At 38.8% G+C, this 26,777-nt stretch carries 25 protein-coding genes; 21 read left to right on the top strand and 4 right to left on the bottom strand.

Annotated elements, in window-relative coordinates:
* Position 1 precedes the first annotated feature (1 nt).
* The 6 genes from PQ460_RS17800 to PQ460_RS17775 all read left to right on the top strand — a co-directional run bounded on the left by PQ460_RS17800 (position 2) and on the right by PQ460_RS17775 (position 6,843).
* Positions 2–199: a Flp1 family type IVb pilin gene (locus PQ460_RS17800; RefSeq protein ID WP_274170633.1), complete on the top strand. Its 198-nt coding sequence runs from the start codon at positions 2–4 to the stop codon at positions 197–199.
* 1 nt (position 200) lies between these two features.
* Positions 201–872 (top strand): TadE/TadG family type IV pilus assembly protein, encoded by a 672-nt coding sequence (locus tag PQ460_RS17795; RefSeq protein WP_274170632.1) that lies wholly within the window; start codon positions 201–203, stop codon positions 870–872.
* A 19-nt stretch (positions 873–891) separates the two neighbouring features.
* The gene (locus PQ460_RS17790; RefSeq protein ID WP_274170631.1) at positions 892–3,174 is read left to right on the top strand and encodes a TadE/TadG family type IV pilus assembly protein; all 2,283 of its coding nucleotides are present in this window, start codon (positions 892–894) and stop codon (positions 3,172–3,174) included.
* Positions 3,143–4,309 carry a TadE/TadG family type IV pilus assembly protein gene (locus tag PQ460_RS17785; protein ID WP_274170630.1) on the top strand — a complete coding sequence of 389 codons (1,167 nt, stop codon included), beginning with the start codon at positions 3,143–3,145 and terminating at the stop codon, positions 4,307–4,309. Before PQ460_RS17790 ends, PQ460_RS17785 begins: the two co-directional genes overlap by 32 nt.
* A gap of 48 nt (positions 4,310–4,357) precedes the next feature.
* Positions 4,358–4,870 (top strand): A24 family peptidase, encoded by a 513-nt coding sequence (locus PQ460_RS17780; RefSeq protein WP_274170629.1) that lies wholly within the window; start codon positions 4,358–4,360, stop codon positions 4,868–4,870.
* A 110-nt stretch (positions 4,871–4,980) separates the two neighbouring features.
* Complete coding sequence (locus tag PQ460_RS17775) at positions 4,981–6,843, top strand: DUF6382 domain-containing protein (RefSeq protein WP_274170628.1); 1,863 nt, start codon at positions 4,981–4,983, stop codon at positions 6,841–6,843.
* A 279-nt stretch (positions 6,844–7,122) separates the two neighbouring features.
* Here the strand turns inward: PQ460_RS17775 and PQ460_RS17770 are convergent, their stop codons facing one another.
* A complete protein-coding gene (locus PQ460_RS17770; protein ID WP_274170627.1) occupies positions 7,123–8,025 on the bottom strand; it encodes a TIGR01777 family oxidoreductase in 903 nt (300 codons plus the stop codon).
* A 398-nt stretch (positions 8,026–8,423) separates the two neighbouring features.
* On the opposite strand from PQ460_RS17770, the gene PQ460_RS17765 reads away from it, so the two are divergent.
* A complete protein-coding gene (locus tag PQ460_RS17765; protein ID WP_274170626.1) occupies positions 8,424–9,542 on the top strand; it encodes a deoxyribonuclease IV in 1,119 nt (372 codons plus the stop codon).
* Between the two features lie 153 nt (positions 9,543–9,695).
* The gene (gene purU, locus PQ460_RS17760; protein WP_274170625.1) at positions 9,696–10,595 is read left to right on the top strand and encodes a formyltetrahydrofolate deformylase; all 900 of its coding nucleotides are present in this window, start codon (positions 9,696–9,698) and stop codon (positions 10,593–10,595) included.
* Positions 10,596–10,890: 295 nt separating this feature from the next.
* On the opposite strand, the gene PQ460_RS17755 is transcribed toward purU, so the two are convergent.
* Positions 10,891–11,367 (bottom strand): hypothetical protein, encoded by a 477-nt coding sequence (locus PQ460_RS17755; RefSeq protein ID WP_274170624.1) that lies wholly within the window; start codon positions 11,365–11,367, stop codon positions 10,891–10,893.
* A 470-nt stretch (positions 11,368–11,837) separates the two neighbouring features.
* On the opposite strand from PQ460_RS17755, the gene tkt reads away from it, so the two are divergent.
* Complete coding sequence (gene tkt, locus PQ460_RS17750; protein ID WP_273615324.1) at positions 11,838–13,898, top strand: transketolase; 2,061 nt, start codon at positions 11,838–11,840, stop codon at positions 13,896–13,898.
* 112 nt (positions 13,899–14,010) lie between these two features.
* Positions 14,011–14,322: a pyrimidine/purine nucleoside phosphorylase gene (gene ppnP / locus PQ460_RS17745; protein ID WP_204825190.1), complete on the top strand. Its 312-nt coding sequence runs from the start codon at positions 14,011–14,013 to the stop codon at positions 14,320–14,322.
* Positions 14,323–14,490: 168 nt separating this feature from the next.
* Here ppnP and PQ460_RS17740 read toward each other — a convergent pair whose 3' ends face one another.
* Entirely contained in the window at positions 14,491–15,387 is an 897-nt protein-coding gene (locus tag PQ460_RS17740; protein WP_274170623.1) for an NAD(P)-dependent oxidoreductase, read from the bottom strand.
* A 125-nt stretch (positions 15,388–15,512) separates the two neighbouring features.
* Here PQ460_RS17740 and PQ460_RS17735 point away from each other — a divergent pair, with 125 nt between their 5' ends.
* From PQ460_RS17735 to PQ460_RS17725, 3 genes are all read left to right on the top strand, one after another.
* Positions 15,513–16,868 (top strand): glucose-6-phosphate isomerase, encoded by a 1,356-nt coding sequence (locus tag PQ460_RS17735; RefSeq protein ID WP_069327173.1) that lies wholly within the window; start codon positions 15,513–15,515, stop codon positions 16,866–16,868.
* A gap of 191 nt (positions 16,869–17,059) precedes the next feature.
* A complete protein-coding gene (locus PQ460_RS17730; RefSeq protein ID WP_273615327.1) occupies positions 17,060–17,701 on the top strand; it encodes a YigZ family protein in 642 nt (213 codons plus the stop codon).
* 38 nt (positions 17,702–17,739) lie between these two features.
* Positions 17,740–18,321 (top strand): TetR/AcrR family transcriptional regulator, encoded by a 582-nt coding sequence (locus tag PQ460_RS17725; protein ID WP_273615328.1) that lies wholly within the window; start codon positions 17,740–17,742, stop codon positions 18,319–18,321.
* A gap of 222 nt (positions 18,322–18,543) precedes the next feature.
* Here PQ460_RS17725 and PQ460_RS17720 read toward each other — a convergent pair whose 3' ends face one another.
* Entirely contained in the window at positions 18,544–18,945 is a 402-nt protein-coding gene (locus tag PQ460_RS17720) for a secondary thiamine-phosphate synthase enzyme YjbQ (RefSeq protein ID WP_273615329.1), read from the bottom strand.
* A gap of 303 nt (positions 18,946–19,248) precedes the next feature.
* Between PQ460_RS17720 and cysT the strand changes: the two genes are divergently transcribed.
* From cysT to PQ460_RS17680, 8 genes are all read left to right on the top strand, one after another.
* A complete protein-coding gene (cysT, locus tag PQ460_RS17715; protein ID WP_274170622.1) occupies positions 19,249–20,064 on the top strand; it encodes a sulfate ABC transporter permease subunit CysT in 816 nt (271 codons plus the stop codon).
* Positions 20,064–20,861, top strand: a complete 798-nt coding sequence (locus tag PQ460_RS17710) for a sulfate ABC transporter permease subunit (protein WP_274170621.1) — start codon at positions 20,064–20,066, stop codon at positions 20,859–20,861. Before cysT ends, PQ460_RS17710 begins: the two co-directional genes overlap by 1 nt.
* 2 nt (positions 20,862–20,863) lie before the next feature.
* Complete coding sequence (locus PQ460_RS17705; RefSeq protein WP_274170620.1) at positions 20,864–21,928, top strand: sulfate/molybdate ABC transporter ATP-binding protein; 1,065 nt, start codon at positions 20,864–20,866, stop codon at positions 21,926–21,928.
* A 75-nt stretch (positions 21,929–22,003) separates the two neighbouring features.
* Positions 22,004–23,068, top strand: coding sequence for a sulfate ABC transporter substrate-binding protein (locus tag PQ460_RS17700; RefSeq protein ID WP_274172959.1), 1,065 nt, complete (start codon positions 22,004–22,006; stop codon positions 23,066–23,068).
* A 220-nt stretch (positions 23,069–23,288) separates the two neighbouring features.
* Positions 23,289–24,098: an MBL fold metallo-hydrolase gene (locus PQ460_RS17695; RefSeq protein ID WP_273615333.1), complete on the top strand. Its 810-nt coding sequence runs from the start codon at positions 23,289–23,291 to the stop codon at positions 24,096–24,098.
* A gap of 232 nt (positions 24,099–24,330) precedes the next feature.
* Positions 24,331–25,059, top strand: coding sequence for an amino acid ABC transporter ATP-binding protein (locus PQ460_RS17690; RefSeq protein ID WP_204825180.1), 729 nt, complete (start codon positions 24,331–24,333; stop codon positions 25,057–25,059).
* Between the two features lie 50 nt (positions 25,060–25,109).
* Complete coding sequence (locus tag PQ460_RS17685) at positions 25,110–25,952, top strand: glutamate ABC transporter substrate-binding protein (RefSeq protein WP_273615334.1); 843 nt, start codon at positions 25,110–25,112, stop codon at positions 25,950–25,952.
* Between the two features lie 114 nt (positions 25,953–26,066).
* A complete protein-coding gene (locus PQ460_RS17680) occupies positions 26,067–26,720 on the top strand; it encodes an amino acid ABC transporter permease (protein WP_273615335.1) in 654 nt (217 codons plus the stop codon).
* Positions 26,721–26,777: the final 57 nt, after the last annotated feature.

Here is a 26,777-nt window from a genome sequence, read left to right as displayed (position 1 = left end):
AATGAAAAATTTAATTAAAGGTTCATGGAGCGCAGTTCAAAACTTCTGGAGTAATGAGGAAGGTATTGGAACATTAGAAATGATTTTAATTGTAGCTGTAATTGTAACGTTAGCTCTATTATTTAAGACTTCAATTACAACAATTGTAACAAATACAATTAAGTACATGGAAACTAAAAGTGCAGAATTTACTAAATAATATGAACATCCAACGTTTTTGGAAAAATACTAAAGGGAGCTTCACACTTGAAGCTTCCATCGTTTTTCCTATTATCCTGTTCACAACGTTGTTGATTCTGTTTATGTTTATGTACCAATATCAAAATACAATGCTCAAACAAGCAGCATCCAAAACTTCAGAGCGTGCTGCGTATACGTGGGATAACAGTCACAAAGATATCAATACAGGTGCTTTTCCGCAAGGTCAAGATGATGGTCTGTACTGGCGTATTACAGATGATAGTATGATCAGTGCACTCTTTGGATGGGCAGGAGCTACCAATACAGCAAATGTTGCTATTTCAGGTGGAGGTAGTGGATCATTGCCAGCAACTAAATTATCAGCGGCTGCTTCATGGATACCGGGCAAAATGACTGGGAATACAACGTATAACAACCATTTGATGATGCGAAATGTAAATACAACTTTAAGTGAACCTATTTCATTAGGGGCATTAGAACGTGAATTGGGTCAACCACTACGAAGTGAAGTTAGCGCAAGTTCAGTTGTTGTGGAACCAGTAGAATTTATTCGTACGATTGAATTAATGCGTTATTACGGAGCCAAATTTACGGGGAAATATGGTACGGCTATGAACATGGGACGTGCTGGAACCGTACTGCAATGGTTTTCTACAGCAGCAGGTAGTTGAAGCAGGAGTGTGAATCATTTTGAGAAAAGCACGTAAATCACAAGTAAGACTAAAAATCACATATTGGAAAAAGTTATTACTACGCAAGTTAGCAGATACACAAGGCGCTGTCTCTATTTTTATGATTGTTGTACTTGCAGGTGTTTTTTTATTTACAGCAGTTTTTATCGATTACTCGCGTATAGCAGCGATGGAAGTACAATCCGAGCGATTAGCACATGCGGCTGTTCGTTCAGCAATGTCTGCGTTTGATACCGATCTCCAACAACAATATGGATTATTTGCTGCGGGAGAATCTGATCCTACACAACTTTTAGATACGGCGTTAAATGAGAATTTTAATTATACCGAGAATACAGATAGTTTTAAATTAATTCCAATGAAAGCAGCTAACACTTCGATTCAATTAAGTCGACCTTTAGGAAGTTATGATGTTTTTAATCACCAGATTCAAGAAGAAATGAAATATAAAGCGCCTATAGATTTCACCATAGAAATTGTAGATAAATTTAAAGGCATGTCCGGTGTACTAAAAGAAGCAAGTCAAACGGTCAATGTCCTAGAAGATGTACGCGAGCCTTATGATAAGCGTGAACAAGAAATAGATAAATTAATAGCTTTGCAGAAAAAAACGGCAGGTGAAGTTCAAGAATTAACAACTAAAATTATGAATCCTGTCAAAAATTCTATCGCTAACAAAAATGTAGGAGCGATTACGTCAGTCGCCGATATTGCAGCTCAGTTCAATAATTATACAGCTTTGATAGCAGAAGATAAAAAGCGTAAGAAAAAAGATAAAAGTCCGATCAATACAGCCAAAATTTCTGCGTACAAAAGTAAATCTAAAACATTCCTATCTAATTTGTCGCGAGATTACAAAGATCTAATTAATACTCACGAAAATACGTACAAAGACGCCAATGAAATTATGGTTAAAATCAAACAATATAATCAAGAAATTGCTCGCATTATTGAAGAAGCCAAAACACGTACACAAAATGAAGCATATGAACGAGTACGAAATACAAATATACCGGGTGGATCGAATGCTGGAGATGCAGAATCGGAAGCTAAATTAGCAGAACTTCGTAAAAATCTAGAACAACTTGTTTTATCGGATGATCTGTTGGGCAAAATGGAAAGTTCGATCAAAACACAAAAAGATGATTACATGACAGCTACGTATGCTATTAGCAACTTAATTACAGAAGCTACAGCTCAACTTACTAAAACAACTGGCGATGCTAACTCGTTAAAAAGCAGTACCATTCGTACCGCTAAGCTTTTACAAAAATATATTGATAATTATACAGGGAAAGCACCTAACGGAATCATGGGGGTGATCGAGCATGATCTTAAAGCAGCAAGATCAGGAACAGAAACAAAAGCAGCATCAGAAGCGAAAGCAAAAGAAGAATTGAAAAAAGCTAAAAAAATGTTGGCTCAAATCGTAGGTGCAGCCGCTGCTGCAAGATTATTAGCTAAAGAGTTCGATGAAGTAGATGGATATTACAAAGAAAGTATCGCTTTTAACGGTGCAGATGGAGGAGCTACCTCTGACTCTACTATGGATAATGATCCTTATAAAGAAAGCAAAAACGCTATGGGTGCAATGGATGTTGTATTTGGTGGTTTATCCGATGCTCTTTTAGCAGGTAGAAATGAATTTTTCCAAAATGAATATGCGATTCAGTATTTTAATACGTTCGATATTATTCAGCTTCAAGGGTTATTAGATACGTTATCAGAAGGCTCAATTACAGATGCGCTTGAAGAGGCTGGAGTACGTAATCAGCAGATTGAATACATTATTTACGGTATTAACGATCCTTCTGCTAATATTGCTGCGGCATATAGCGAAATTTTTGGAATGAGACTTGCGATTCGTACTGCTGAAGGACTTGTTAAAAATGCAAATCTAGGGCATCCACTAGCTGTTCTTGCAGCAGGAGTTGCTTATGGAGTAGAGATGGCGATCAAAGACATGATCGAACTGCTCAATACAGGTAAAACGAAGTTATCGGCGTATTTCCCGATAGAATTTGAATATCGAGATTATATGCGTTTGTTTTTGTTGCAACCTAGTAATGAGAAAAAAATGTCTCGTATGTTGGCGTTAATTCGCTTTTTAACAGATATCAATCCAGCAGAACGAAATACGTATGCGTCTGCTCATATACGAACAGCGATGCCTATTTGGTTTTTACCAGGTGTAATCAAAATGGTGAACTCAACCAGCGTGAATAGTTCTATAGAACAGGGTGTGTATTATGCAGATAAACAAGCAGATTACTCCTATTAAAAGCAAAAATAGGATTCAGCAAATCGGTGTGTTTAACACAGCATCCCGATTTGTTGCTACCTACTCTTCCAAAAGCACAAATGATCGATCTGATCATACTTATCATTCCCAATCTTCACCTTCTAATAATGTATATGAACTCAAAAATCCTTCTCCAAATCGTCGTGCAAAATGCACTTTTTTTAAAAATGGAGAACGAGGCAGTATCGTATTAGAAGCCGCTATGGTATTACCGATTTTTTTGTTTATTTCTATTTTTCTAGTCTATTTAGTGCAAATGACGTTGGTATATACAGCGATGCAAAATGTAACTTCTGATACAGCCAGATATGTCGCTACTCATATGTATCCTGTTCAATTAGCCGCAGATAATTTGGTTGCCAAAAAAATTCTGCCTGCTGAATCGATGCGACTACCCAAATTAACATTTACAGAACTGGCATCCAAATATGAAGATTCTGTCCCTGCTCCGCTAAATACATGGATGATGGAAGCGGCAAGTAGTGGAGATATCAAGTTACAAGAAATGAAAAATCAATTATCTGCACCTGCACTCGATACAATGATCAAACCATTGATGCAGAAGCTATCAGCAGAAAATAAATTGGATTATGAACGTATTCATGTCACTCAAGTCACCGTACCTGATCTTACAGCCAAAACGCATCCGTATTTTGGAATTGAGATCCGTTACGAATTACCTTTCAAAATTCCTTTGATCTTTAAACCGATTGTGTTGCAAGCAAGAGCAACCGAACGATTGTGGATTGGAGATACTGGAGAATTTGGTGAAGATGCAGCCGCAGAAGCCACTAAAGAGACAGGCGTATCTGTAGTGTCGGTTCCTTCACCTGCTCATCCAGAATCAAATATTTCAATTGTAGCCAAAGCACCACCCGGTACAACGGTTCATCTTAATATTCAATATAAAAGTGGAAACAGTACTGCACAGGGATTGGGTCAGGCGACAGTCGATGCAGAGGGCAATGTGAATTGGACATGGAAAATCCCTTCTAATGCAACACCGGGATGGGCGAATTACACAATCACTACAGCAGATGGAAAAGAAGTTAGAGGTGTATTCCAAGTGGCAGAGTACGATGGTCGACCTGTTATTGGTAGTGCAGCTTCATAATCAAACTATAATATTTATTTGGATATTAAAAGGGGATACAGAATAGCAATGGAAACGATATTTATCGGCGGTGGAGTTTTTATATTATGGGCATTTTGGACAGATATCAAAGAGCGCAAAATTCCTAATATACTGAATATTTTATTTATAGTCAGTGGATTACTATATCATGCGGTAATGTCTGGTTGGGATGGTCTAGCTTTTGCTGGTAAAGGGTTTCTATTGGGATTCGGTATCATGCTTATTCTTCATTGGATGAAGGCTGTAGGCGCAGGTGATGTGAAATTGTTTGGTGGGATCGGTGTATGGTTTGGGATGGGAATGACTGCACAGGTAATGATATATTCTATTATTTTCGCAGGTATCATTGGTCTCTTTATTATGCTGTGGAGACGTGAAACGATTGCACGTATGCGTAGAGTATTCTGGAAGCTTGCAGGTTCTGTGTTATGGAAACAATCGATTCGTTCAACAGAAGCTGAACACCAACAATTTTTAACATTCCCTTTTATGACCGCCGTATTACCAGGAGTCGCTTTTTGTTATTTTTTTATCACGTAAAACTAAATTTACTTACACAGCATAAGTGAACAATCATTCACATGCTGTCATTTGAGTATGTCGTATACACATTAATATTAGGCAAAGAAAGTAAGGGGGCATGTATGATCATGCAAAAATTAACACAGGATTTTGTACAAGATGGCAAAACATATATGATTGTAGGTCGTGAGCAAGGTTTTCAAAATAGTGATCTGAGTAAAGCACAGACAGGAATGATGCTAGCTTCTCGTATTCGCGGAGTGTTACAACTTCATTTACAAGAAGTCGATCTACAAGCTGTACTACGTTATGACATTACAGGCAAACGAATGCTTAAACATTGTATGCAAGGCGAAATGATGGGCATTGCAGAGTATCTAGGTCTATTATTACAAGTGGTTTCTACTCTCGAAGAAAGTAGTCAGCATATGTTGTCGATGACCAATTATGTACTGGATGAAGAATATATTTTTGTAGAAGGTTCACTACAAGCGGGTACATTACATTTTACATATATTCCGGTAATGGAGACATTAAATGAAGAACCTGTACAGATGATTTTAAGTCAATTGGCTTCCAGGTGGATGACTTCTGTAGCTGAATTAAGCGGTAATCAGATTCAGCGCATTTTGCGTTACTGTCATGCAGAAGATTTTACGATCAAAGGCATCAAAATGCTACTGCTTGAATTACTTGGCAATCCACAGCAAATGATAGATCTTACGCCACAACCTGCTCAATCTGCTACTTCAAAATGGATTGATCCGGCAGAATTACGAAATAAGCAAGTTCCATCATTTTCAAATGCTATACCATCACAAGAATCGTTATCTGCTAATTCTAGATACCAACAAGAAGTAAATATTCCAGCTCAACCTGCCACCAATCCTATTTTACAACATATGCAGAATAAGAAAAAAAGAACAGATCTATCAGAAGTATCAGCGCCTTCTTTGCCAAGCCAGCACAATCATAAGCCAACCAAAATGTCTAAAAGTCAAAGTTCGGCTACACCCACACAACCGACACCAGATCAGGAAGTACAACCAATGCCTTCAGCTCATCGAACATATTTGCTAGCAGGAGGAGCATTAGTAACAGCTATGATCTGGAAATTTGGCTACCTTTCGCACAGCAATGATTTTATGTTATATGGCTGTACAGCTTTGACTGTAGCGATCGGTTTAGTTATTTATATGATCTTAAAAGGTAAATCTCCACTAAAAAAAGGGCTTCAAATGCCTTCTTTTGTTCGTAATAAGAAGTCGGAAGAGGAAGATGGAAACGAAAGTTGGCGCTGGCAAGCAGATCCTGTGTTAGCAGGCGGAGGAGGGCTAGCTTCAGCAACGATACCTTCCACACCGGCACCTGATCCGCTGCGCTGGCGGGATGAGAATATTGCTGCTATTTTTGGTTCTGATACACCAGAACAATCATCGATTCGTAGTCAAAATGCGATGATGAATAGAAATGAACAACAGTCAGGCTCCTATTCTACTACAGGTTCACCTATAGAGTTTGGTCGTTCAGCACAGGCTTCATCTATACCTAATTATCATGAAGACAATTATTTACAACAATCATCTCATCATAGTACAGAAATGCTTTCTCCTCATATGGCAACTGTATTGTTAGGACAAGATGCTTCTAATGATCAGGCTTATAGTCATTCGGGAGTTCAACCCTTTACAGGATATTTAGAACGTAGAGAAAATGGAACGATGCAGATGGAGCCTATCCGCTTAACACGAGGAAGCTTTATTATTGGTAGAGCTGCGGAAGGTGTTCATTATTTAGAAAAATCGACTGGCACTTCACGTAATCATGTAGAATTGGAAATTAGTGACCAACAGATTACGATCAAAGATTTAAGTTCGCGTAATGGAACTATTCTTAAAGGAGAACCAATTGTGCCTTACAAAGAGTATCTTTTACATGAAGGCGATACTTTTACTATTGCGCAAGCAGTGTATACGTTGCGATTAGGTTGATATAATTTTAAAGCTATGTACTACCATTATGATTAATAAATAATAAAAGCTAAATAATTAAGATACTATAGCAAAAAAGTCAGGCAGTAAGACACTACAGCAAAGACATAAGATACTACAGTAAAAAGGCGATTTCTTTAGAGTATATTAAAGAAATCGCCTTTTATTCTTTTTCTCAACCTGTACAAATAATAAGTATAAGCAAACAGTTTATTGTTTTACATGTATGATTATAGGATTGATAATTTAGAAGATACCGCATTACATCATATCTCTAAATTATTGCGTTTTTTCGATATGTTCTAAAGCTCCATATATCTCAGGGAAAAGAAACGTAAATCCATGATCCATTGCTTTTTTCGGGATAACACGTTGTCCATCTAGTAAAATATCTGACATTTCGCCTAATGTTGGTTTGAGCGCAATACTTGGAACGTGGAACCAGTGTGGACGATGCGTGACTTTAGCAATCGTTTTGCCCAAATCCGCATAGCGTACAGGATTAGGAGAAGACGCATTGATCGGGCCTTCAATCGCTTTGTTTTTAACACAAAAGTCGATCAATCTCACCATATCATCAATATGAATCCATGAGTTCCACTGCTTTCCTGATCCTAATTTACCACCAGCCATAAGGATATAAGGGAGTCTCATCATCGGGTATGCACCTTTATGTTTGTCGAGCACAATACTGACTCTTAGCTTGATTAGACGGACACCTTTGATACTATCCGCTACTGCTTCCCATTGTTCTGCAAGGCTAGAAGGAAAATTCATCGTTCTTTTAGGGCTATTTTCGTCAAATGTTTCCGTATCGGAAGTACCGTAAATTGCCATAGCACTTGCTTGAACAACGACTTCAGGCTTTTTCTTTAATGCCTCGATCGCTTTGGAAACGATATTGACCGTTCTCATTCTTGATTCTACTAATTCAAGTTTGGTTTTGGTTGTCCATCTTTGATTTAGCGTCTCTCCTGAAAGATTAACGATCACGTCTACCCCTTCTAATTGAGTAGGATTTTGTTCCATATCGTTCCAAGTGATATAGTTTACTGCTGGATTAGATTTGGATGTATCTGGAAGCTTACGAGTCACTACAGTCAGATCATGATTTTCTTGAAGCCAAAATGGAACCAAATGACTACCTACTAAACCTGTACCACCACACACAACAATATTCATATAAATCCTCCTATTTAATCTAAAGTGAGTTCACTATGTCCTGTTCGTGACGCCTATAGTAGAGTCTGTTTACATCAACAATATTTATTATGTTTATCCGATTCTATACATTCTTTTTCTATATAATCTTTATTGAAAATACATTAGTACATTCAATCTATGAATCCAGTCATATAATCAATATAGTTATCCATGTATAAGATAGATTAATCTTATTCCACTGATGTTAAGCATTAATTATTCTTCTATTCAATGATTACCCATAATTGCTACAGGTGATCTGATCAGCAGACGATGAATTTAAGATGAAAAGCACAGCTATTTCTAGATTTATTTTGGTATTCACGTTAAAATAGGTGAGATTCGCGAATAGCGGAACAATAAGGAGGAAATACACTATGTTAAAGATCGGTTCCCATGTATCACTTTCCAGCAAAGGGTTACTCAGTGCAGCAAATGAGGCAGATACATATGGCTCAAGCTCATTTATGATATATACCGGAGCGCCGCAAAATACGCGCCGTAAACCTATAGATACGTTATTTATTGAAGAAGGCAAACAAAAAATGCAAACGATGGGTGTAGAAGAAATCGTTGTGCATGCACCTTATATCATTAATTTAGGTTCGTACAAAGAAAACATTTACGAATTGGCAGTTGATTTTTTACAAGAAGAAATTCGTCGTACTCATCAAATCGGGGTGCGTAATATCGTGCTTCATCCAGGTGCTTTTACAGATATGGATGCTGAATTTGGTATCAAACGTATTGCAGAAGGTCTGGAAAAAGTATTATCCGGTGTATCCGAAACAGATGTAAATATCGCGTTGGAGACAATGGCTGGCAAAGGAACAGAAGTAGGACGTAGCTTTGAAGAAATTGCGCAGATTATTGATATGGTTCCTCATAATGAGCGCTTAACGATTTGTTTTGATACATGTCATACCCATGATGCTGGTTATGATCTTGTTAATGATTTGGACGGAGTCTTGGAGAAATTTGATCGTCTTATCGGATTGGATCGACTTACTGTTGTCCATGTGAATGATAGTAAAAATCCTACAGGCGCAGGCAAAGACCGTCATACTACACTTGGTTCAGGTTGGATTGGTTATGAAGCGCTTAGTCGTGTTGTGCATCATGATCAGTTGAAAGGCCGTCCATTTATTTTGGAAACGCCGTGGATCGGTAAAGATGCGAAAACACAGCGTCCGATGTATGAAGCTGAAATTGCTTTGCTACGTGGTGATCTAACTGGTCGCTTTGGAGCAGGTTTCTTGGAAGATGTAGAAAAATTACATCATTTCTTTGAAGGGCAACAGATTGAAGCACGTCCATATATCTTGGAAACATGGGATATGCTGAAAAGCGATGCTAAAGCGCGTAAAGCAGATCCGCGTGAACCGATGGAACGTCTATACGATATGGTGATTGCTGAAGGATTATTTACCGAGTTGAGTGAAGAAGCATTGAATCACCGCTTAACTGCTTACTTTGCAGGAAAAAGTATTCTTTAATTGCACCCAATGTCTATGAATAGCTAATCATATCAGGATAAGTAAAGACATTTTTTTGAATGAATATTAATAAATTTGAATAAATATATTTACTTTCTTAGCATCATGACATAGATTGTAATATAAGATATTTGAAGGGGGAACGAAGATTCAATGGAAGTACATGTAAAACGAAATCAAACTGCAAGAGAAGAACAACAAGAAAATCGCGCCCGTATGCTGATTTCTTGCCCGGATGGCCCTGGAATCGTAGCTACTGTATCACGCTTTTTATTTGAACATGGAGCGAATATTGTTCAATCCGATCAATATACGATGAATCCAGCAGGCGGTATGTTCTTTATGCGTGTCGAATTTGATCTGCCTGAATTAAGTAAAAATCTACCTGCGCTAGAAAGTGATTTTCAAGCAGTAGGAGATCAGTTCAAAATGGAATGGACAATTAATCAGGTAAGCCGCAAAAAAAGACTAGCGATTTTTGTATCCAAAGAAGACCATTGTCTGGTGGAATTGTTATGGCACTGGCAAGCAGGTGATCTGGATGCAGATATTGCAATGGTGATCAGTAACCACAATGATATGCGCAGCTATGTAGAATCATTTGGTATTCCTTTCCATCATATTCCAGTGACTGCAGATACGAAAAAAGAAGCAGAGCAAAAGCAATTAGAAGTGATCGGTTCAGATATTGATCTGATTGTACTTGCTCGTTATATGCAAATTATTTCGCCGTTATTTATTGAGCATTTCCGTAATCGAATTATCAATATTCATCATTCGTTCTTGCCTGCATTTGTAGGTGGTAAGCCTTATGCGCAAGCATATGATCGTGGTGTTAAGATTATCGGTGCAACAGCTCACTATGTAACAGAAGAGCTTGATGGTGGCCCGATTATTGAGCAGGACGTACAACGTGTAAGTCATAGCGACAACGTAAATGAATTGAAGCGAATTGGTCGTACGATTGAACGCGTAGTATTAGCACGTGCAGTGCAATGGCACGCAGAAGATCGTGTACTGGTACATCAAAACAAAACAGTCGTTTTTAATTAATCCTTTGTCATCATAATCGCTTTTTATTTAATCGATAGCAGTATATGACAAGCTGTATTATAAATATGTAAAAAGCACGAATGATCTTTTGCTGTTATTTAGCAGAAAATCATTCGTGCTTTTTTGTTGCTACGTTAATGTTGTGTTAATACAGATCAAGTATGCTAAAGAGAATATAGATACAGCTCTATCCAAAGAAAATTTATAAATGTAATTCTGCTACATCAAATTGCATAAAAAATAGTGGAAATGATCTATATAGTATTCACTAATCTGCATACAAGGAAATCTGGAACTAAAGTTTATTGTTCTTTTCTATTTCGGCTCTATTTCGGCGTATTAATAATAATGTTCCAAGTAACCCTAAAGACAATCCGTATAATAAATGACCTGCTAACCAGTACCCGTAAGCCACTATATCGGTAATGTCTGGCACTCGATCAGACATTAATGTTAACGGAATAAATAAAAAAGAAGAGGCAATACCAATATATAGACCGTACTTCCACGGATGCGGAGAAATTCGAATCCATATACTGTAGATCCAGGCAATAATGATCGCCACTACAAGATGTAAAGCAAATTCAATCGGTTCAGGCAAACGTTCCGGTAAAAAAGGAACAAAATCGATATTCAATAAAAGTGTATAAACCAATGAACCAGTTGCATATTGAATCCATTTCAAAAAGAATCCCAAAATAAACCCGCTAATCAAGCCCAACAACAATGCATACGTAAACTCGACGACCCATATCCGATTCTGCTTTATCATGAAAACCTCATTTCTTTAGCGCTTAAAATTAATGGCGCGACTGGATGTCATAAAATGAATAATAATTTTTGCAACGTACATTATGTTGAACGATCGCTTATCCGTATATTATTACCACTAGCAAAAATAGTTCCTAACACACAATAGTTAATAACAGACAATATTTACTAACAGCTATAACAACAGACGAGCCGGAATAACAGGCGAAAAATGATAAAATAAAACGTGTTTTTCTAAAACTAAATGCGTAACTTCCTTTTCGTTATAGCCAGTTTGGGTATAAATAAGGATGAAGTTAAATAACGTTCTGGCAAACTTCTCAAACAAGTGTTACAATGGTTGAAGGCTAATAAGTCAAATTGAAAGACTCAAGAGGATTTATTTCATTTGCGACTTTGCTAAGATCTGATATTCAGATGAAATAGAATCTCAAGCACCTCGCTTTACCAAGAAGAATGAGGAGGATTAACATGACTGACAAGAAACAAGAGCAAGAACAAAGTATAAGTAAATCAGAGAACTCCAACGTGGACAATCTGGCGATTTCAACAATCCGTACGCTTTCTATCGATGCTATCGAGAAAGCTAATTCCGGACATCCTGGTATGCCGATGGGTTCTGCACCAATGGGCTACCAATTATTTGCTAAAACAATGACACATAACCCGGCTAATCCTACTTGGATCAACCGTGACCGTTTTGTACTTTCTGCTGGACATGGTTCTATGCTATTGTACAGCTTGCTACACCTTTCAGGCTATGGCTTGGAAATGGACGAAATCAAACAGTTCCGTCAATGGGGCAGTAAAACTCCAGGTCACCCTGAGTTTGGTCATACTGTTGGTGTTGATGCTACAACTGGACCTCTAGGTCAAGGTGTAGGTATGGCTGTAGGTATGGCGATTGCTGAAGCTCATTTGGCAGCGACTTACAACAAAGGCAACTTCAATGTTGTTGATCACTTCACATACGCTATCTGTGGTGATGGCGATATGATGGAAGGCGTTTCTAGTGAAGCAGCTTCTATGGCTGGTCATATGAAATTAGGTAAATTGATCATGATGTACGATTCCAATGATATTACATTGGATGGTAAAGCAGGTCTTTCTTTCTCTGAGAATGTAGAAGACCGTTATAAAGCTTATGGATGGCAAGTGATTCGTGTAGAAGATGGTAACGATCTTCCTGCACTTGCAGCTGCTTTGGAAGAAGCAAAAGCTGATCTTTCTCGTCCAACATTGATCGAAGTAAAAACAGTGATCGGTTACGGTAGCCCGAACAAACAAGGTATCGGCGGTCACGGTGGTACTCACGGTTCTCCACTAGGTTCTGCTGAAGCGAAATTGACTAAAGCAGCTTACGAGTGGACATACGAAGAAGATTTCTACGTACCAGACGAAGTTCGTGAATATTTCGCTAAAGTAAAAGAGCGTGGTGTAGAAGCGAACAATGCATGGAACGAGAAATTTGCTGAGTACAAAAAAGCAAACCCTGAATTAGCTGCTCAATTCGAAACAGTTATCGCTGGCGAATTAAGCGAAGGATGGGACAAAGAACTTCCTCATTACACTACAGAAGACAAAGCAGTTTCTACTCGCGTAGCTTCTGGTAATGCTTTGAATGGTCTAATCAATGGTGTTCCTCAATTAGCAGGCGGTTCTGCTGACCTTGAGAGTTCAACAATGACTCACCTAAATGGTCTAGACAGCTTTACTCCTCAAAGTTATGCTGGTCGTAACATCTATTACGGAGTACGTGAATTCGGTATGGCTGCGGCAATGAACGGTATTGCTCTTCATACAGGCGTTAAAATCTTTGGTGGTACATTCTTCGTATTTACAGATTACTTGCGTCCTGCTGTACGTTTGGCTGCTCTTATGGGCTTGCCTGTAACGTATGTATTGACTCATGATAGTATTGCTGTTGGTGAAGATGGTCCTACCCACGAACCGATCGAGCAATTGGCTTCTCTACGCATCATTCCAGGTTTGACAGTGATTCGTCCAGCTGATGGTAACGAAACTTCTGCTGCTTGGGCTCATGCTATGGAAAACCAAAAAGGCCCTATCGCGCTTGTATTGACTCGTCAAAACTTGCCGATCTTGCCAGGTACTGTAGAACATTCTCGTCAAAACATCAAAAAAGGTGCTTATGTGGTATCTGATGCTAAAGCGGGACAACCAGTAGCACAATTGATTGCAACAGGTTCTGAAGTACAATTGGCTGTTCGTGCTCAAGAAGCATTAGCATCTGAAGGTATCGAAGTACGTGTTATCAGTATGCCAAGCTGGGAATTGTTCGAACAACAAGACCAAGCTTACAAAGATTCTGTATTGTTGCCTGATGTTAAACCACGTCTTGCGATCGAAATGGCTCAAACTTTCGGTTGGGAACGTTATGTGGGTGACAAAGGTGGAATTATCGGAATTACAACTTTCGGTGCTTCTGCTCCAGGAGATCGCGTAATGGCTGAATATGGCTTTACTGTTGAGAACGTTGTTCAACATGTTAAAGGTCTATTGTCTAAATAATTATAAAGTACTGTTAAAGGTGCAGAAGTTGGCAAAGCGCCATTTCTGCACCTTTTTATAACTATTTCTAGGTCTGTATTTCAAATGATGAGCAGGGGAGCGGTCTGAATTTATGACGCAATTAGAACAGGTTACAGTAATCAAAGAAGCTAATATTTATTATGAAGGCAAGGTAACAAGTCGTGCTGTAATTTTGCCAGATGGTAGCAAAATTACGTTAGGGATTATGTTACCGGGCTCTTATGAATTTGGAACAGATCAACATGAAACGATGGAAATTTTGTCCGGTGAACTTCGTGTCCTGTTACCAGATACCGAAGAATGGTTAGATATTAAAGGACAGGCAACATTTGAAGTGCCTGCTCATACCAAGTTCAAACTTGAGATTGCTGTGGTTACTGATTATTGTTGCTCTTATGCTTAATAGCAATATAGTCAGCACAAAAAGTAGATCGCAAAAAAAGGCAAGCTCATCAGTATAGATTATACTGAGAACTTACCCTTTTCATGCGTAATCAAGTGATCCATCACCTGTGCGATACATCATGCGAAAGACAATGAAATACCGTTATACTGTACTATGGATATAGGATTACAGCTCTTTGCCGTTGATCGTTTGACCGATCCATTCTTCATAACATTTAGCGATAACAGAAAGATCGTCATCACCATAGCCTTTGGTTTGACCGATCTGGAACATACTTTTTGCCAGATTTAGCATGGGCGAAGGGACACCATTGGTATCGTTAAGCACAGAGGCAAGTTTGAGGTCTTTGAGCATTAATGCTAATGAAAATTGGTTGGTGTAATCACCATCGATAATTTTTTGACCTTTGAGTTCAGCTGTGCGACTGCCGGCTGCGCCCATACGTACCAGTTCATAAAACGCCGCTGGATCGATCCCGCCTTTGGCTGCTACAGCAAAAGCTTCCGCAAGAGCAACCGTATGAATACCTACGATCGTATTATGAGCAAGTTTGGCAGTTGCACCGCTACCGTTAGTACCCATTGGAATGACTTTGCGACCTAGTGTCTCAAATACATCTTGATGAGCATCAATAACGTGTGGGTCACCGCCAACCATAAATACCAGTGTTCCATCAATAGCAGCAGGTTCACTACCGGTTACAGGAGCATCTAGAAATTGACCGCCTTTGTCTGTAATCGAAGTGGCTAGTTGTTTGACAAGTGATGGAGAAATGGTGCTGCAATCCATAACGGTTAATCCGTTTTGGACAGCATTTAAAATACCATCTTCACCTTCGTACACATCAACAATCGAAGCATCATCACTAATAATCGTGATCACCATATCTTGATCTGTAGCGGCTTCACGTGGAGTATGTACTTGATGGGCTCCTTGTTGAACTAGAGATTCTGCTTTGGATGCTGTACGATTGTATACAGTTAAGGTATAACCTGCTTTGAGCAAATTGGCTGCCATAGGTAGACCCATCGTGCCAAGGCCAATAAATCCGATTTTTTTCATAGCTTGATTTCCTCCATATCGTAAGTGAGTTAGAACATCTATACTTATCCATTTAGTGTAGCATGTTCACTAGCACATTGGGTATGGGACCGTATCATAATTTATTTTGGGAGGGTAACAATATTATGGCTAAAACAGTTAAATTTGATTACAGTAACGCTCTTTCTTTTGTCGCTCAACACGAAGTGGATTATTTTGCAGAGCCGATTCGTTTGGCTCACGAACAATTGCATAACGGCACAGGCGCAGGTTCTGATTTCTTAGGATGGATTGATTTGCCTACAGCTTACGATAAAGAAGAATTTGCTCGCATTCAAAAAGCAGCAGCAAAAATTCAAAGCGATTCCGAAGTATTGATCGTTATCGGTATTGGTGGTTCGTACTTAGGTGCTCGTGCAGCGATCGAAATGTTAACTCATTCGTTCTATAACACACTACCTAAAGACAAACGCAAAACGCCTGAAATTTATTTCGCTGGTAACAACATCAGTTCTACGTATGTAAACCAATTGCTTGAAAATATTGAAGGTAAAGATTTCTCTGTGAATGTTATCTCCAAATCAGGTACAACAACAGAGCCAGCAATTGCTTTCCGTATTTTCCGCGCAGAACTTGAGAAAAAATATGGTAAAGAAGAAGCGAAAAAACGCATCTATGCAACAACTGACCGTGCAAAAGGCGCTTTGAAAACATTGGCTGATGCAGAAGGTTACGAAACATTCGTGATTCCTGATGATGTTGGTGGACGTTACTCTGTATTGACTCCTGTAGGATTGTTGCCTATCGCTACAGCAGGTATCAATATTGAAGAAATGATGCAAGGTGCAGCAGACGCAGCGAAAGAATACAGCAATCCTAATGTTGCTGAAAACGAAAGCTACCAATATGCGGCAGTGCGTAATGCTCTATACCGTAAAGGTAAAGCGATCGAAATTCTAGTTAACTATGAGCCTTCTTTACACTTTGTATCTGAATGGTGGAAGCAACTATTCGGCGAAAGTGAAGGTAAAGACTTCAAAGGTATCTTCCCAGCAGCTGTAGATTTCTCAACAGACTTGCACTCTATGGGTCAATTTATCCAAGACGGTAGCCGTAACATTTTCGAAACAGTAGTACAAGTTGAAAATGTAGCTAGTCATATTACGATCGAATCTGATCCAGATGACTTGGATGGCTTGAACTTCTTAACAGGCAAAACACTTGATTTTGTAAACAAAAAAGCATTCCAGGGTACATTGCTTGCTCATACTGATGGTCAAGTACCTAACTTGATTGTAAATATCGAAGATCAAACACCGTATTCTTTCGGATACCTTGTGTATTTCTTTGAAAAAGCTTGCGGAATCAGCGGTTACTTGTCAGGTGTAAATCCATTTGACCAAGAAGGCGTAGAAGCTTACAAAAAGAATATGTTTGCATTGCTAGGTAAACCAGGATTTGAAAAACAAAAAGCAGAACTTGAAGCAAGACTTTCCGAATAAGTCACTTTAAGTTAAAATAGAATAAATCAATACGAGAAAGCAGTTCTTTGACAGTGATGTCAGGGAACTGCTTTCTTGATACTTAAATATAGTGTATTATATCTTTGGAAACACAAGCGCTATTCTGCGTTACATACATCCAGCATTATAGCAGAATAGTACAGTGTCTAATGAATAAAGTGGGGATTAAAATGGATAAGCCTGAACGGTATCGTACAGTAAAGCAAGAAGGTGTCAAAGAAATCGTGATCAAAAAATCTCGTTTTCTAGGACATGTGATGCCTGTACAAAATGAAGAAGAAGCGATTGCTTTTATAGAACGAATTAAAAAGCAACACTGGAATGCAACTCATAATTGTTCTGCTTACTTGATTGGTTCGCGTGCAGAAATACAACGTCAATCAGATGATGGAGAACCAAGCGGTACAGCAGGCAAGCCGATTTTGGAGGTGATCAAAAATCAGCAACTTCAAGATGTAGCGATTGTAGTCACTCGCTATTTTGGAGGGATTATGTTAGGCGCAGGTGGATTGATTCGTGCGTATACAGACGGCGCTGTAGCGGCGATTGAAGCAGGGGAAGCAATTACTCGTATACTTCATCAAGAAGTTGCAGTAGAATTGGATTACACCTGGCTCGGCAAAGTAGAAAATGAATTGCGAAATCGCGGTATTCGCACAGCCGAGACTGATTTTACCGATAAAGTGATTATGAATTGCTTACCTGTTGCAAGTGAAGCCGAAGCATTCAAAGCATGGATCACTGATATTACGCAGGGACAATCTGTGATCACTGAAGGTGAACAGCGTTACTTTATCGAAGCTGCATTTTGAATCAGACTATGCAAAATGCTTGAAGGAGAATCGTAATCATGGCACGAAGAGCGGTAGAACAAGAATTATCCAGAGAAAGAATTCTCGAAGCTGCCAGACATCTGTTCGTCACCAAAGGATATCGGGCAATTTCAATGCGTAGTATTGGTCAACATTTGGGGTATAGTCATGGTTCGTTGTACTATCATTTTAAAGAAAAAGCAGAATTATTTTATGCGATTGTGATGGAAGATTTTGATCATCTATGTGTGTTATTTAGAGAAGTCAAAGACAAACCTGAACATGGGGAATGGAGCAAAGTAGAGCTTTTGTTGATCGAATTTATTCGGTTCGGGCTGGATAATGCGCATCAGTATGAAATTATGTTTATGACACGAGATGAAGAGCTGTTAAGTTATTGTCGTGCAGAACAAGCACGATGTTTTGATTTATTTGCTTCTATTATCCGTCAATCTATGAACACATCCAATCATACCGCTGAAGCAATGAATACTGTGCCATTGAGTTTATTTTTATCGATTCATGGTTTTATTTCGTATTATATTCAAGATCGTGTTGGATATGATGAAATTAAGCCAGCTGTTATTGCCCATGTCAAGACATTATGTCGTGTACTGTGAAGGGACAATACAATGATTGCTTATACAAATAAGAATCAGGTCACTGATTCAAAGCAAGCGGGATTATATCTGCATACTTTAAGACTTTCCCTTGTCAAAACGGTAATCCCCTATAGTAAATTCATGTATCACTATAGACACTACACACATGACGGGGTAACAATGTATCATGCCAAAAGGCGATTTATCCAAAATATATATATGGATAGATCGCCTTTTGTATTAACCTGCTATAATTTTGACCATATATTCACGCTTACGTGGACCATCGAATTCACAGAAGTAAATTCCTTGCCAGCGTCCAAGTAACATACGACCTTCTTGAATAATCACGGTCTGTGAAGGGCCTGTCGTAATTGATTTTAGATGAGAAGCTGTGTTGCCTTCCATATGACGGTATTTCGGATGTTCCCACGGATAGACTTCATCCAATCGCATAATCACATCATGTTTTACATCAGGATCAGCATTTTCATTGATTGCTATGCCTGCGGTTGTATGTGGACAATAGATCACGACAATACCTTCTTGTACTCCACTTTGCGTAATTAAAGAAGACACATCACGCGTAATATCTCTCATTGCATCACGTTTACTCGTTGAAATGGGCAATGTATACAGCATCATTATTCCTTCTTTCTCTGCTTTTTTTCAAATTGGATATTCAACGATTATTATTTTACATATATAGACAAAATATTGCGAAAATTGATCTGAAATCAGATCGCAAAATAAGTGACTATCTACTTCTGTATTACCCATTTTGCACGAAATGCTTATCATATCAATACATTTAACACTATTAACCATTTTGACAAAAAGTACTCTTTTAATTGACGGTAGGTATAACAATTTGCTAAAGTATTGCTAAGATTTAAAGCCGAGTATACTAATAGGAAATAAAGGTTAAAGCAAAGGAGTCATATCGTGAATAGTACATTGCTGCGTCATAAAGGATGGACTTGGGGATTTCGCTCTACCGTATTATTGTATTTTCTACTATTGATTGTATTACCGATTGCAGGAGTGTATGTGAACTCATTTTCAGAAGGTTGGGCAGCATTTGTACAGAATATCAGTGATCCTATCGCATGGAAAGCTGTTTTATTAACCTTAAAATTAGCGCTGATTGCTACGCTTATTAATGTGTTGATCGGTACGATGTCTGCATGGGTGTTGATACGTTATGATTTTGCAGGGAAGTCTTTATTAAATAGTATTGTAGATTTGCCTTTTGCTTTACCGACTGCTGTAGGCGGATTGATGATTCTCGTTTTGTTAGGGCCGAACAGTTGGATGGGCAAATTAGCAGATACACTAGGCTTTCAGTTCGTATTCCATCAGCCAGCGATTATTATTGCGATGGTATTTGTCACCTTTCCATTTGTGATTCGGGCGATACAGCCATTATTGGAAGAAATCGATCATTCGGCTGAAGAAGCGGCTTATACACTAGGAGCTTCCAAACGAGATACCTTTTTTCGAGTGATCTTACCATCGATGACACCGGGTATTGTGAGTGGAGCTATGCTGGCTTTTTCAAGAGCATTGGCTGAATTTGGAGCTGTCGTTCTGGTAGCTGGTAATATTCCAGGACGTACACTTACTGCTTCCGTATATATTTTTGGTGAAGTAGAAAGTGATAATGAAGCAGGAGCCGCTGCTGTATCGGTTATTTTATTAACATTATCGTTTCTTATTCTTTGGCTGATTAATGCAGTACAGACAAGGAGAGCACGCTAATGAGAAAATATTGGATTCCGCTCACATGGATCGTTTTTAGCATATTGATTTTGATTCCATTGGCTGTACTGGCAACAGGAGCTTTTGATAAAGGAACCAGTGGATTTATGGATGCATTAAGTCGTCCCGAAGCAAGACATGCACTGATGATGACAGGGCTTATCGTTATTGTGGTGACTATTTTAAATGGAATCTTTGGGATTATGATGGGTATTTATCTGGTACGGGGAACATGGCTAAGCCGTAGAGTAAGACAACTGTTCAACAGTATTGTCGATCTACCTTATGCAGTCTCACCAGTAATCGGCGGATTAATGATTGTGTTATTGCTAGGGCCAGATACAGTGATTGGTACATTTTTTGAACAGATTGGATTTAAAGTGGTTTATGCTTTTCCAGGGATGGTTATTGCGACACTATTTGTTACATTTCCATTAATGGTGCGTGAAGTTATGCCTGTACTACAAGAATTAGGAAACGATCAAGAAGAAGCGGCTTCTACATTAGGCGCGTATAGTTGGACAACGTTTTGGAAAGTTACATGGCCTTCGATTCGCTGGGCTGTGATTTACGGTACGATTTTGACAGTTGCACGCTCTTTGGGTGAATTTGGAGCGGTATTGGTAGTGTCAGGCAATATTATTAACAAAACACAAACAGCAACCACGCTGGTGTATCAAGATATGGAGAACTTCAATGTCACTGCTGCTAATGGAGTTGCTCTGGTGTTGGCTGTATTTTCTGTAGGATTATTATTGTTAATGGAACGCGCCAAGAAGAGAAAGGGAGTGCACTGAGTATGCATCTGGAAGTTCGTAACCTTGATAAGCATTTTGGACAATTTCAGGCTGTACAAGACGTTAGCTTCAATGTACAAAAAGGTCATCTGATCGGATTATTAGGTCCAAGTGGTGGAGGAAAAACATCTATTTTGCGTATGTTAGCTGGACTAGAATCACCGGATAGTGGCGATATTATTTTTCATGGACAAAAAGTCAATCAACTACCTCCACAAGAACGCGAGATCGGCTTTGTTTTTCAAAACTATGCGTTGTTCAAACATATGACCGTATTCGATAATATCGCTTTTGGTCTAACCGTAAAAAAAATGAAAAAGTCTGCGATTAAAGAACGTGTACAGGAATTAGTAGAACTCACAGGATTAGCAGGATTTGAACATCGCTATCCGCATCAGTTATCAGGCGGACAACGACAACGGGTAGCTTTTGCGCGTGCTCTTGCGCCTGAACCGCAATTGTTATTGCTGGATGAGCCATTTGCTGCGATTGATGCTAAGATTCGGCAAGAATTACGTACATGGCTTCGCGAGTTGATTGAACGTGTCGGCATTACATCGATCTTTGTGACTCATGATCAAGATGAAGCAATTGAAGTAGCTGATGAGATTATGATTATTAATGGTGGACGATTAGAGCAAAAAGGAACACCGTGGGATATTTACAAACAACCTTCGACTCCTTTTGTAGCTTCCTTTATCGGAGAATCAACAATTGTAGATGAAGTATCGCTGTTAAAAGGATTCGATCATGAGCAGTCTCATCCGGGTATTCATGCATTGATTCGCCCTGAATATATTGAAGTAGGTCATGCCAGTGAATTTCCATTATTATCTGCTACCGAGAAAGGTACAGTAAAACACCTTCATTTCCGGGGCAGTCAGTGGTTGGTTGAAGTACAGGTGGGTCAGAATTCATTGATCACCTATCGTTCACTGGAAAAAGAAACATTAGAAATCGGACAATCCGTACATGTGATGGTGCATCGGGCATATCTATTTAATGATCAAGAAAGTTGGATTGCTGAAAACCGTCTGAAAAATGATACATTATCGATGTTTATTTAACAGCAAAAGTAAGCTGAGTATGGTCTGTGAACGCGGGAAAGGAAGGGATTGGGCTTGAAGAACAATCGCTTGAGAATGTCTATGATCCGTAGTCGTTTAGTGCTGGCTTTACTACTTATGATGAGTGTAGTTTTGTCAGCTTGTAGTCATCAAACAGAAACAGACGCTACAGCTTCTGCTAGTGCTGTGTCCAATGATGGTAAAGATATTACTTTAGTGATTGGTGCATACAGTGTCGCCAAAGATGCTGTAGGCGAGATTTTACCCAAGTTTCAAGCAGAATGGAAAGCCAAAACAGGGCAAAATGTAAAATTTCAAGAATCATATGAAGCTTCAGGTACGCAAGCTAGAGCAATTGCAGGTGGATTTGAAGCTGATGTTACTTTGTTATCACTAGAAGGTGATATTGATAAATTAGTAAAAGCCGGACTGGTCAAAGATACATGGAGAGATGAACCGCATAAAGGAATGATTACACGTTCTATCGTTGTATTAGGTACACGTGAAGGTAATCCTCTCGGTATTCATAACTTTAATGATCTCACCAAGCCCGGGGTAAAAGTGTTATACCCTAATCCCAAAACATCCGGTGGTGCGCAGTGGGATATTAATGCGATCTATGGTGCAGGTCTCAAGCAATCTGAACGAGATGAAGGTCAAAAAGATCCTGCGGCGGCAAAAGCTTTTCTACAATCAGTACATCAAAATGTGGAGTCATTGGACAAAAGCGGACGTGCTTCTATGGCGGCATTTGAATATGGTGTAGGCGATGTGATTGTAACGTATGAAAATGAATTGCTTGCACGAATGGCGCAAGGAGCCAAATACGAAGTGGTTATACCTGACGATACTATTCTGATCGAAAATCCAGCCGCAGTTGTCGATAAATATGTCGATGAACATGGAACACGTAAAGTGGCTGAAGCATTTCTTGCTTATTTGTGGACACCAGAAGCCCAAGAAATATTTGCAAAGCATGGGTTCCGTCCTGTGAATGAGCAAGTGATGGCAAAACACGTAAGTGAGTATCCTACACCAAAAGGACTGTTTGATATTAACTATTTGGGTGGATGGAGTGAAGTACGTAAAAATCTATATTCTAGTCGTGGAATATGGTATCAGGTGCTAGCTGGGATATAAAATAACATAAATAGATGTTATTGGGCATAAAATTAAAAAACTTCTTTACGTGAAGCTCATTTCACGCTTAAAGAAGTTTTTTTGTGGGTAAAAGCAGAACAAGACCTAAATACCTTACCTTTTTAACTAAGCCAAAGGTCACGATTCATATGTCGAAAGATACAAGAAAATGATATAATAAATGATACTAGATGGCAACGCTCAAGGAGAGAATATAAACATGAACGGACGAGTAGATCGATTAACATTTTTAGGAACAGGCGATGCAATGGGCGTGCCAAGAGTATATTGTGAGTGTGAAGTATGTGAAGAAGCACGTAGTGGTGGAACGAATCGAAGGTTACGCTCTTCTGTACTGGTAGAAGGTATTGAAGGCGACTTTTTATTAGATTGTGGACCTGATTGGCGAACACAGATGGAAATGATCAATCGTCGCGCAGATATTACAGACGTTATTGTGACTCATGCACACTTTGATCATATTGGAGGTTTGCCAGAATGGGCGGACGCTTGTCGCTGGCAACAGTTAAAAGGTCGCTTATTTGCTCCACAAGAAGTATTGGATGCGATCGGTAAGCAATTTCCGTGGATTAGTAGTTATATTGAATTGATAGCGAATGATCAGGGAATGGAATTGAATGGTTGGAGTATTACTCCATGGAAAGTACATCATGGACATAACGGATACTCTTATGCCTATCGGTTTGAAAAAAATGAGTTTGCCTGGGTATATTGTTCGGATGCTATTGGACTTGATGAAGAACAGAAAAAACCAATGCATATGTTAGATTTATTGATTTTAGGAACAAGCTTTGTTCGTGAAGAAGCAGAATATCATACTCGTTCTGTTTATGATATGTATGAAGCGGCTGAACTTATAGATGAAGTGGTTCCTTCTGAAACGATCTATACGCATATGTCTCATCAAGTAGATTTGCGTGAAGATTTGAATTTGGCTGCCAGTGTTAGTATCGCTCGCACAGGCATGACTGTAGATTTAGGCAATTATTCTTCGCTATTATCTGAATAACACTAAGAATAAAGGTATTCACCATATAGAGAAATACGATAAACCGGTAGATTGTTTACCGGTTTATTTGCATTTTTATGATCATTATTTAGAATAAAACAGAAATTTACTACTATTTAATGTAGGATTGTGTAGTTTTACATAGGTGTAGCTTAAGATTATATAAAATGTAAGTATAACTAACAAGAGAAACATAACATATACTATTTATGGAATTTTAAGGAGGAATATGATGATTACCTTCCATGAAGTTAACAAGTTCTATGGAGATTTTCAAGTGCTGACTGGAATTAATCTTCATGTCAAGCAAGGAGAAGTGGTTGTTGTACTCGGGCCTTCCGGTTCTGGTAAAAGCACTATGCTCCGATGCATCAATCGTCTTGAAGATACCAGTAGTGGACAGTTAACGGTCAACAATGTAAGAGTAGATGATCGCAAAACAGATCTCAATAAGCTTCGGCGTAAAATTGGGATGGTGTTCCAACATTTTAATCTGTATCCCCATAAAAAAGTAATCGATAATATTACACTGGCTCCTATCAAAGCATTGGGTGTATCCAAAGCAGAAGCGGCGGAGACAGCTATGTATTATTTAGAAAAAGTAGGTATAGCAGAAAAAGCGAATGCCTACCCTTCCCAATTATCCGGGGGACAACAGCAACGTGTCGCGATTGCTAGAGGTCTTGCTGTCAAACCTGAAATTATGTTATTTGATGAACCGACTTCTGCATTAGACCCTGAGATGGTCGGTGAAGTACTTGATGTTATGAAAGCACTCGCTAGAGAAGGAATGACTATGGTTGTCGTTACTCATGAAATGGGATTTGCCCGCGAAGTCGCAGACCGCGTGATCTTTATGGATCAAGGCAAAATTGTAGAAGAAGCTACACCTGAAGAATTCTTCTCCAATCCAAAAGAAGAGCGTGCACAATTGTTCTTGAGTCGCTTATTAAATCACTAATATCTAATCTCTATAGTTCACTAATAACACATAGAAAAGGGGATTTACTTATGAAAAATCAAAAAAGATACAATGTTAAAAAATTAGCGATGTTGTTAGCGTGTATGGTAGCTATTGTTACAGTACTCGGAGCATGTAGCGTAAGCAAACCGACTTCTTCGTCCACAGCAAGTTCAAATGCTCTTCTGGATCAAATTAAAGAACGCGATAAATTAATCGTAGGTGTAAAATATGATACCAAATTATTCGGTCTAAAAAACCCATCTACAGGTGATGTAGAAGGATTCGATATCGATATGGCTCATGCGCTAGCAAAAAGTATTTTAGGAGATGCGAGCAAGGTAGAGTTCAAAGAAGTAACATCCAAAACACGTATCCCTATGCTTAACAATGGCGATATTGATATGGTTATCGCAACGATGACGATTACAGATGAGCGTAAAAAAGAAGTAGACTTCTCGGATGTGTATTTCCAAGCAGGACAATCTCTATTAGTGAAAAAAGGTAGCCCGATCAAAGGAATTGAAGATGTAACCGCAGATACGACTGTACTTGCTTCTAAAGGTGCAACTTCGATTAAAAATATTGAAGACAAAGTACCAGGTGTAACAGTATTGGAATTTGATAATTATCAAGATGCATTCAACGCACTCAAAGCAGGTAAAGGTGATGCTTTAACAACAGATGATGCGATTCTGTACGGTATGGCTGCGCAAGATCCTGGCTATGAAGTGGTAGGTAAGCCATTTACAGATGAGCCTTACGGTATCGCTGTGAAAAAAGGCGAAACCAAATTGGTTGAAGCGATCAATAAAGCTCTTACCGATATGAAAGCTGATAAATCTTACAATGAAATTTATAAAAAATGGATTGGTAAAGAGCCAACAACCTAAATCATGATCTCTTGAAGCGATCATTCGTAACACATACAGAAGGTGGGCAACAGGCAATCGTTGCCTACCTTTTTGTTTGATGATGTATACACAGGCTAAGGAGGTACAGAATATATGTTGGACTTTTCGATTCTTGTCGATTATTTGCCTTTATATTTGGAAGGGTTTCTGAATACGATCAAAGCGAGTGTACTGGCATTGATTGGTAGCTTTGTATTAGGAACGATTATTGCTATTTTCCGAATTAGTGGTGTAAAGCCATTACAGTGGTTCGGTACCGCTTATGTTGAATTTATACGAAATATTCCTATTTTGATCGTGGTGTTGTTTTTCTCTTGGGGATTACCTTCAATCGGTGTCAAATTAGATGGATTTGCCGCAGGTACATTAGGCTTAACCGTCTATACGTCGGCATTTATAGCAGAAGCGATTCGGGCAGGTATTCAATCAGTACCTAAAGGACAATCTGAAGCAGCACGTTCAGCGGGAATGACTTATATTCAGACGATGATTCATGTTATTTTGCCACAAGCGATCAAATTGGTTATTCCACCGCTTAGTAATCAATTTATTAATCTGATCAAAAACTCTTCTGTACTTACGATCGTAGCTGGTCTGGATCTAATGTATTTTTCAGACAAAATCAGTAGCGAGACATATGTTATCTTCAGTACTTATATTTTTGCAGCGATGTTCTATCTTGTGCTGACTTTACCAATGAGTTATGGAGCATCTGTATTAGAACGCAAATGGGCGAAAAATTCATAACGATTGAGATAGAATCTCTCATAACACAGAAATAAAAAGTAAGAGTCAGAGGAACCA

Origin of the sequence: Paenibacillus sp. KACC 21273, from assembly GCF_028736095.1 — a bacterium.
GTDB lineage: Bacteria > Bacillota > Bacilli > Paenibacillales > Paenibacillaceae > Saccharibacillus > Saccharibacillus kyungheensis.
The sequence above is the reverse complement of the archived record's forward strand: the minus strand, read 5'-3'. Positions and strand labels throughout refer to the sequence as shown.

Coding starts and splice junctions, on each gene's coding strand:
- PQ460_RS17800 (WP_274170633.1), top strand. CDS start 2: ATGAAAAATTTAATTAAAGGTTCATGGAGCGCAGTTCAAAACTTCTGG.
- PQ460_RS17795 (WP_274170632.1), top strand. CDS start 201: ATGAACATCCAACGTTTTTGGAAAAATACTAAAGGGAGCTTCACACTT.
- PQ460_RS17785 (WP_274170630.1), top strand. CDS start 3,143: ATGCAGATAAACAAGCAGATTACTCCTATTAAAAGCAAAAATAGGATT.
- PQ460_RS17780 (WP_274170629.1), top strand. CDS start 4,358: ATGGAAACGATATTTATCGGCGGTGGAGTTTTTATATTATGGGCATTT.
- PQ460_RS17775 (WP_274170628.1), top strand. CDS start 4,981: ATGCAAAAATTAACACAGGATTTTGTACAAGATGGCAAAACATATATG.
- PQ460_RS17770 (WP_274170627.1), bottom strand. CDS start 8,025: ATGAATATTGTTGTGTGTGGTGGTACAGGTTTAGTAGGTAGTCATTTG.
- PQ460_RS17765 (WP_274170626.1), top strand. CDS start 8,424: ATGTTAAAGATCGGTTCCCATGTATCACTTTCCAGCAAAGGGTTACTC.
- purU (WP_274170625.1), top strand. CDS start 9,696: ATGGAAGTACATGTAAAACGAAATCAAACTGCAAGAGAAGAACAACAA.
- PQ460_RS17755 (WP_274170624.1), bottom strand. CDS start 11,367: ATGATAAAGCAGAATCGGATATGGGTCGTCGAGTTTACGTATGCATTG.
- tkt (WP_273615324.1), top strand. CDS start 11,838: ATGACTGACAAGAAACAAGAGCAAGAACAAAGTATAAGTAAATCAGAG.
- ppnP (WP_204825190.1), top strand. CDS start 14,011: ATGACGCAATTAGAACAGGTTACAGTAATCAAAGAAGCTAATATTTAT.
- PQ460_RS17740 (WP_274170623.1), bottom strand. CDS start 15,387: ATGAAAAAAATCGGATTTATTGGCCTTGGCACGATGGGTCTACCTATG.
- PQ460_RS17735 (WP_069327173.1), top strand. CDS start 15,513: ATGGCTAAAACAGTTAAATTTGATTACAGTAACGCTCTTTCTTTTGTC.
- PQ460_RS17730 (WP_273615327.1), top strand. CDS start 17,060: ATGGATAAGCCTGAACGGTATCGTACAGTAAAGCAAGAAGGTGTCAAA.
- PQ460_RS17725 (WP_273615328.1), top strand. CDS start 17,740: ATGGCACGAAGAGCGGTAGAACAAGAATTATCCAGAGAAAGAATTCTC.
- PQ460_RS17720 (WP_273615329.1), bottom strand. CDS start 18,945: ATGCTGTATACATTGCCCATTTCAACGAGTAAACGTGATGCAATGAGA.
- PQ460_RS17710 (WP_274170621.1), top strand. CDS start 20,064: ATGAGAAAATATTGGATTCCGCTCACATGGATCGTTTTTAGCATATTG.
- PQ460_RS17705 (WP_274170620.1), top strand. CDS start 20,864: ATGCATCTGGAAGTTCGTAACCTTGATAAGCATTTTGGACAATTTCAG.
- PQ460_RS17700 (WP_274172959.1), top strand. CDS start 22,004: ATGTCTATGATCCGTAGTCGTTTAGTGCTGGCTTTACTACTTATGATG.
- PQ460_RS17695 (WP_273615333.1), top strand. CDS start 23,289: ATGAACGGACGAGTAGATCGATTAACATTTTTAGGAACAGGCGATGCA.
- PQ460_RS17690 (WP_204825180.1), top strand. CDS start 24,331: ATGATTACCTTCCATGAAGTTAACAAGTTCTATGGAGATTTTCAAGTG.
- PQ460_RS17685 (WP_273615334.1), top strand. CDS start 25,110: ATGAAAAATCAAAAAAGATACAATGTTAAAAAATTAGCGATGTTGTTA.
- PQ460_RS17680 (WP_273615335.1), top strand. CDS start 26,067: ATGTTGGACTTTTCGATTCTTGTCGATTATTTGCCTTTATATTTGGAA.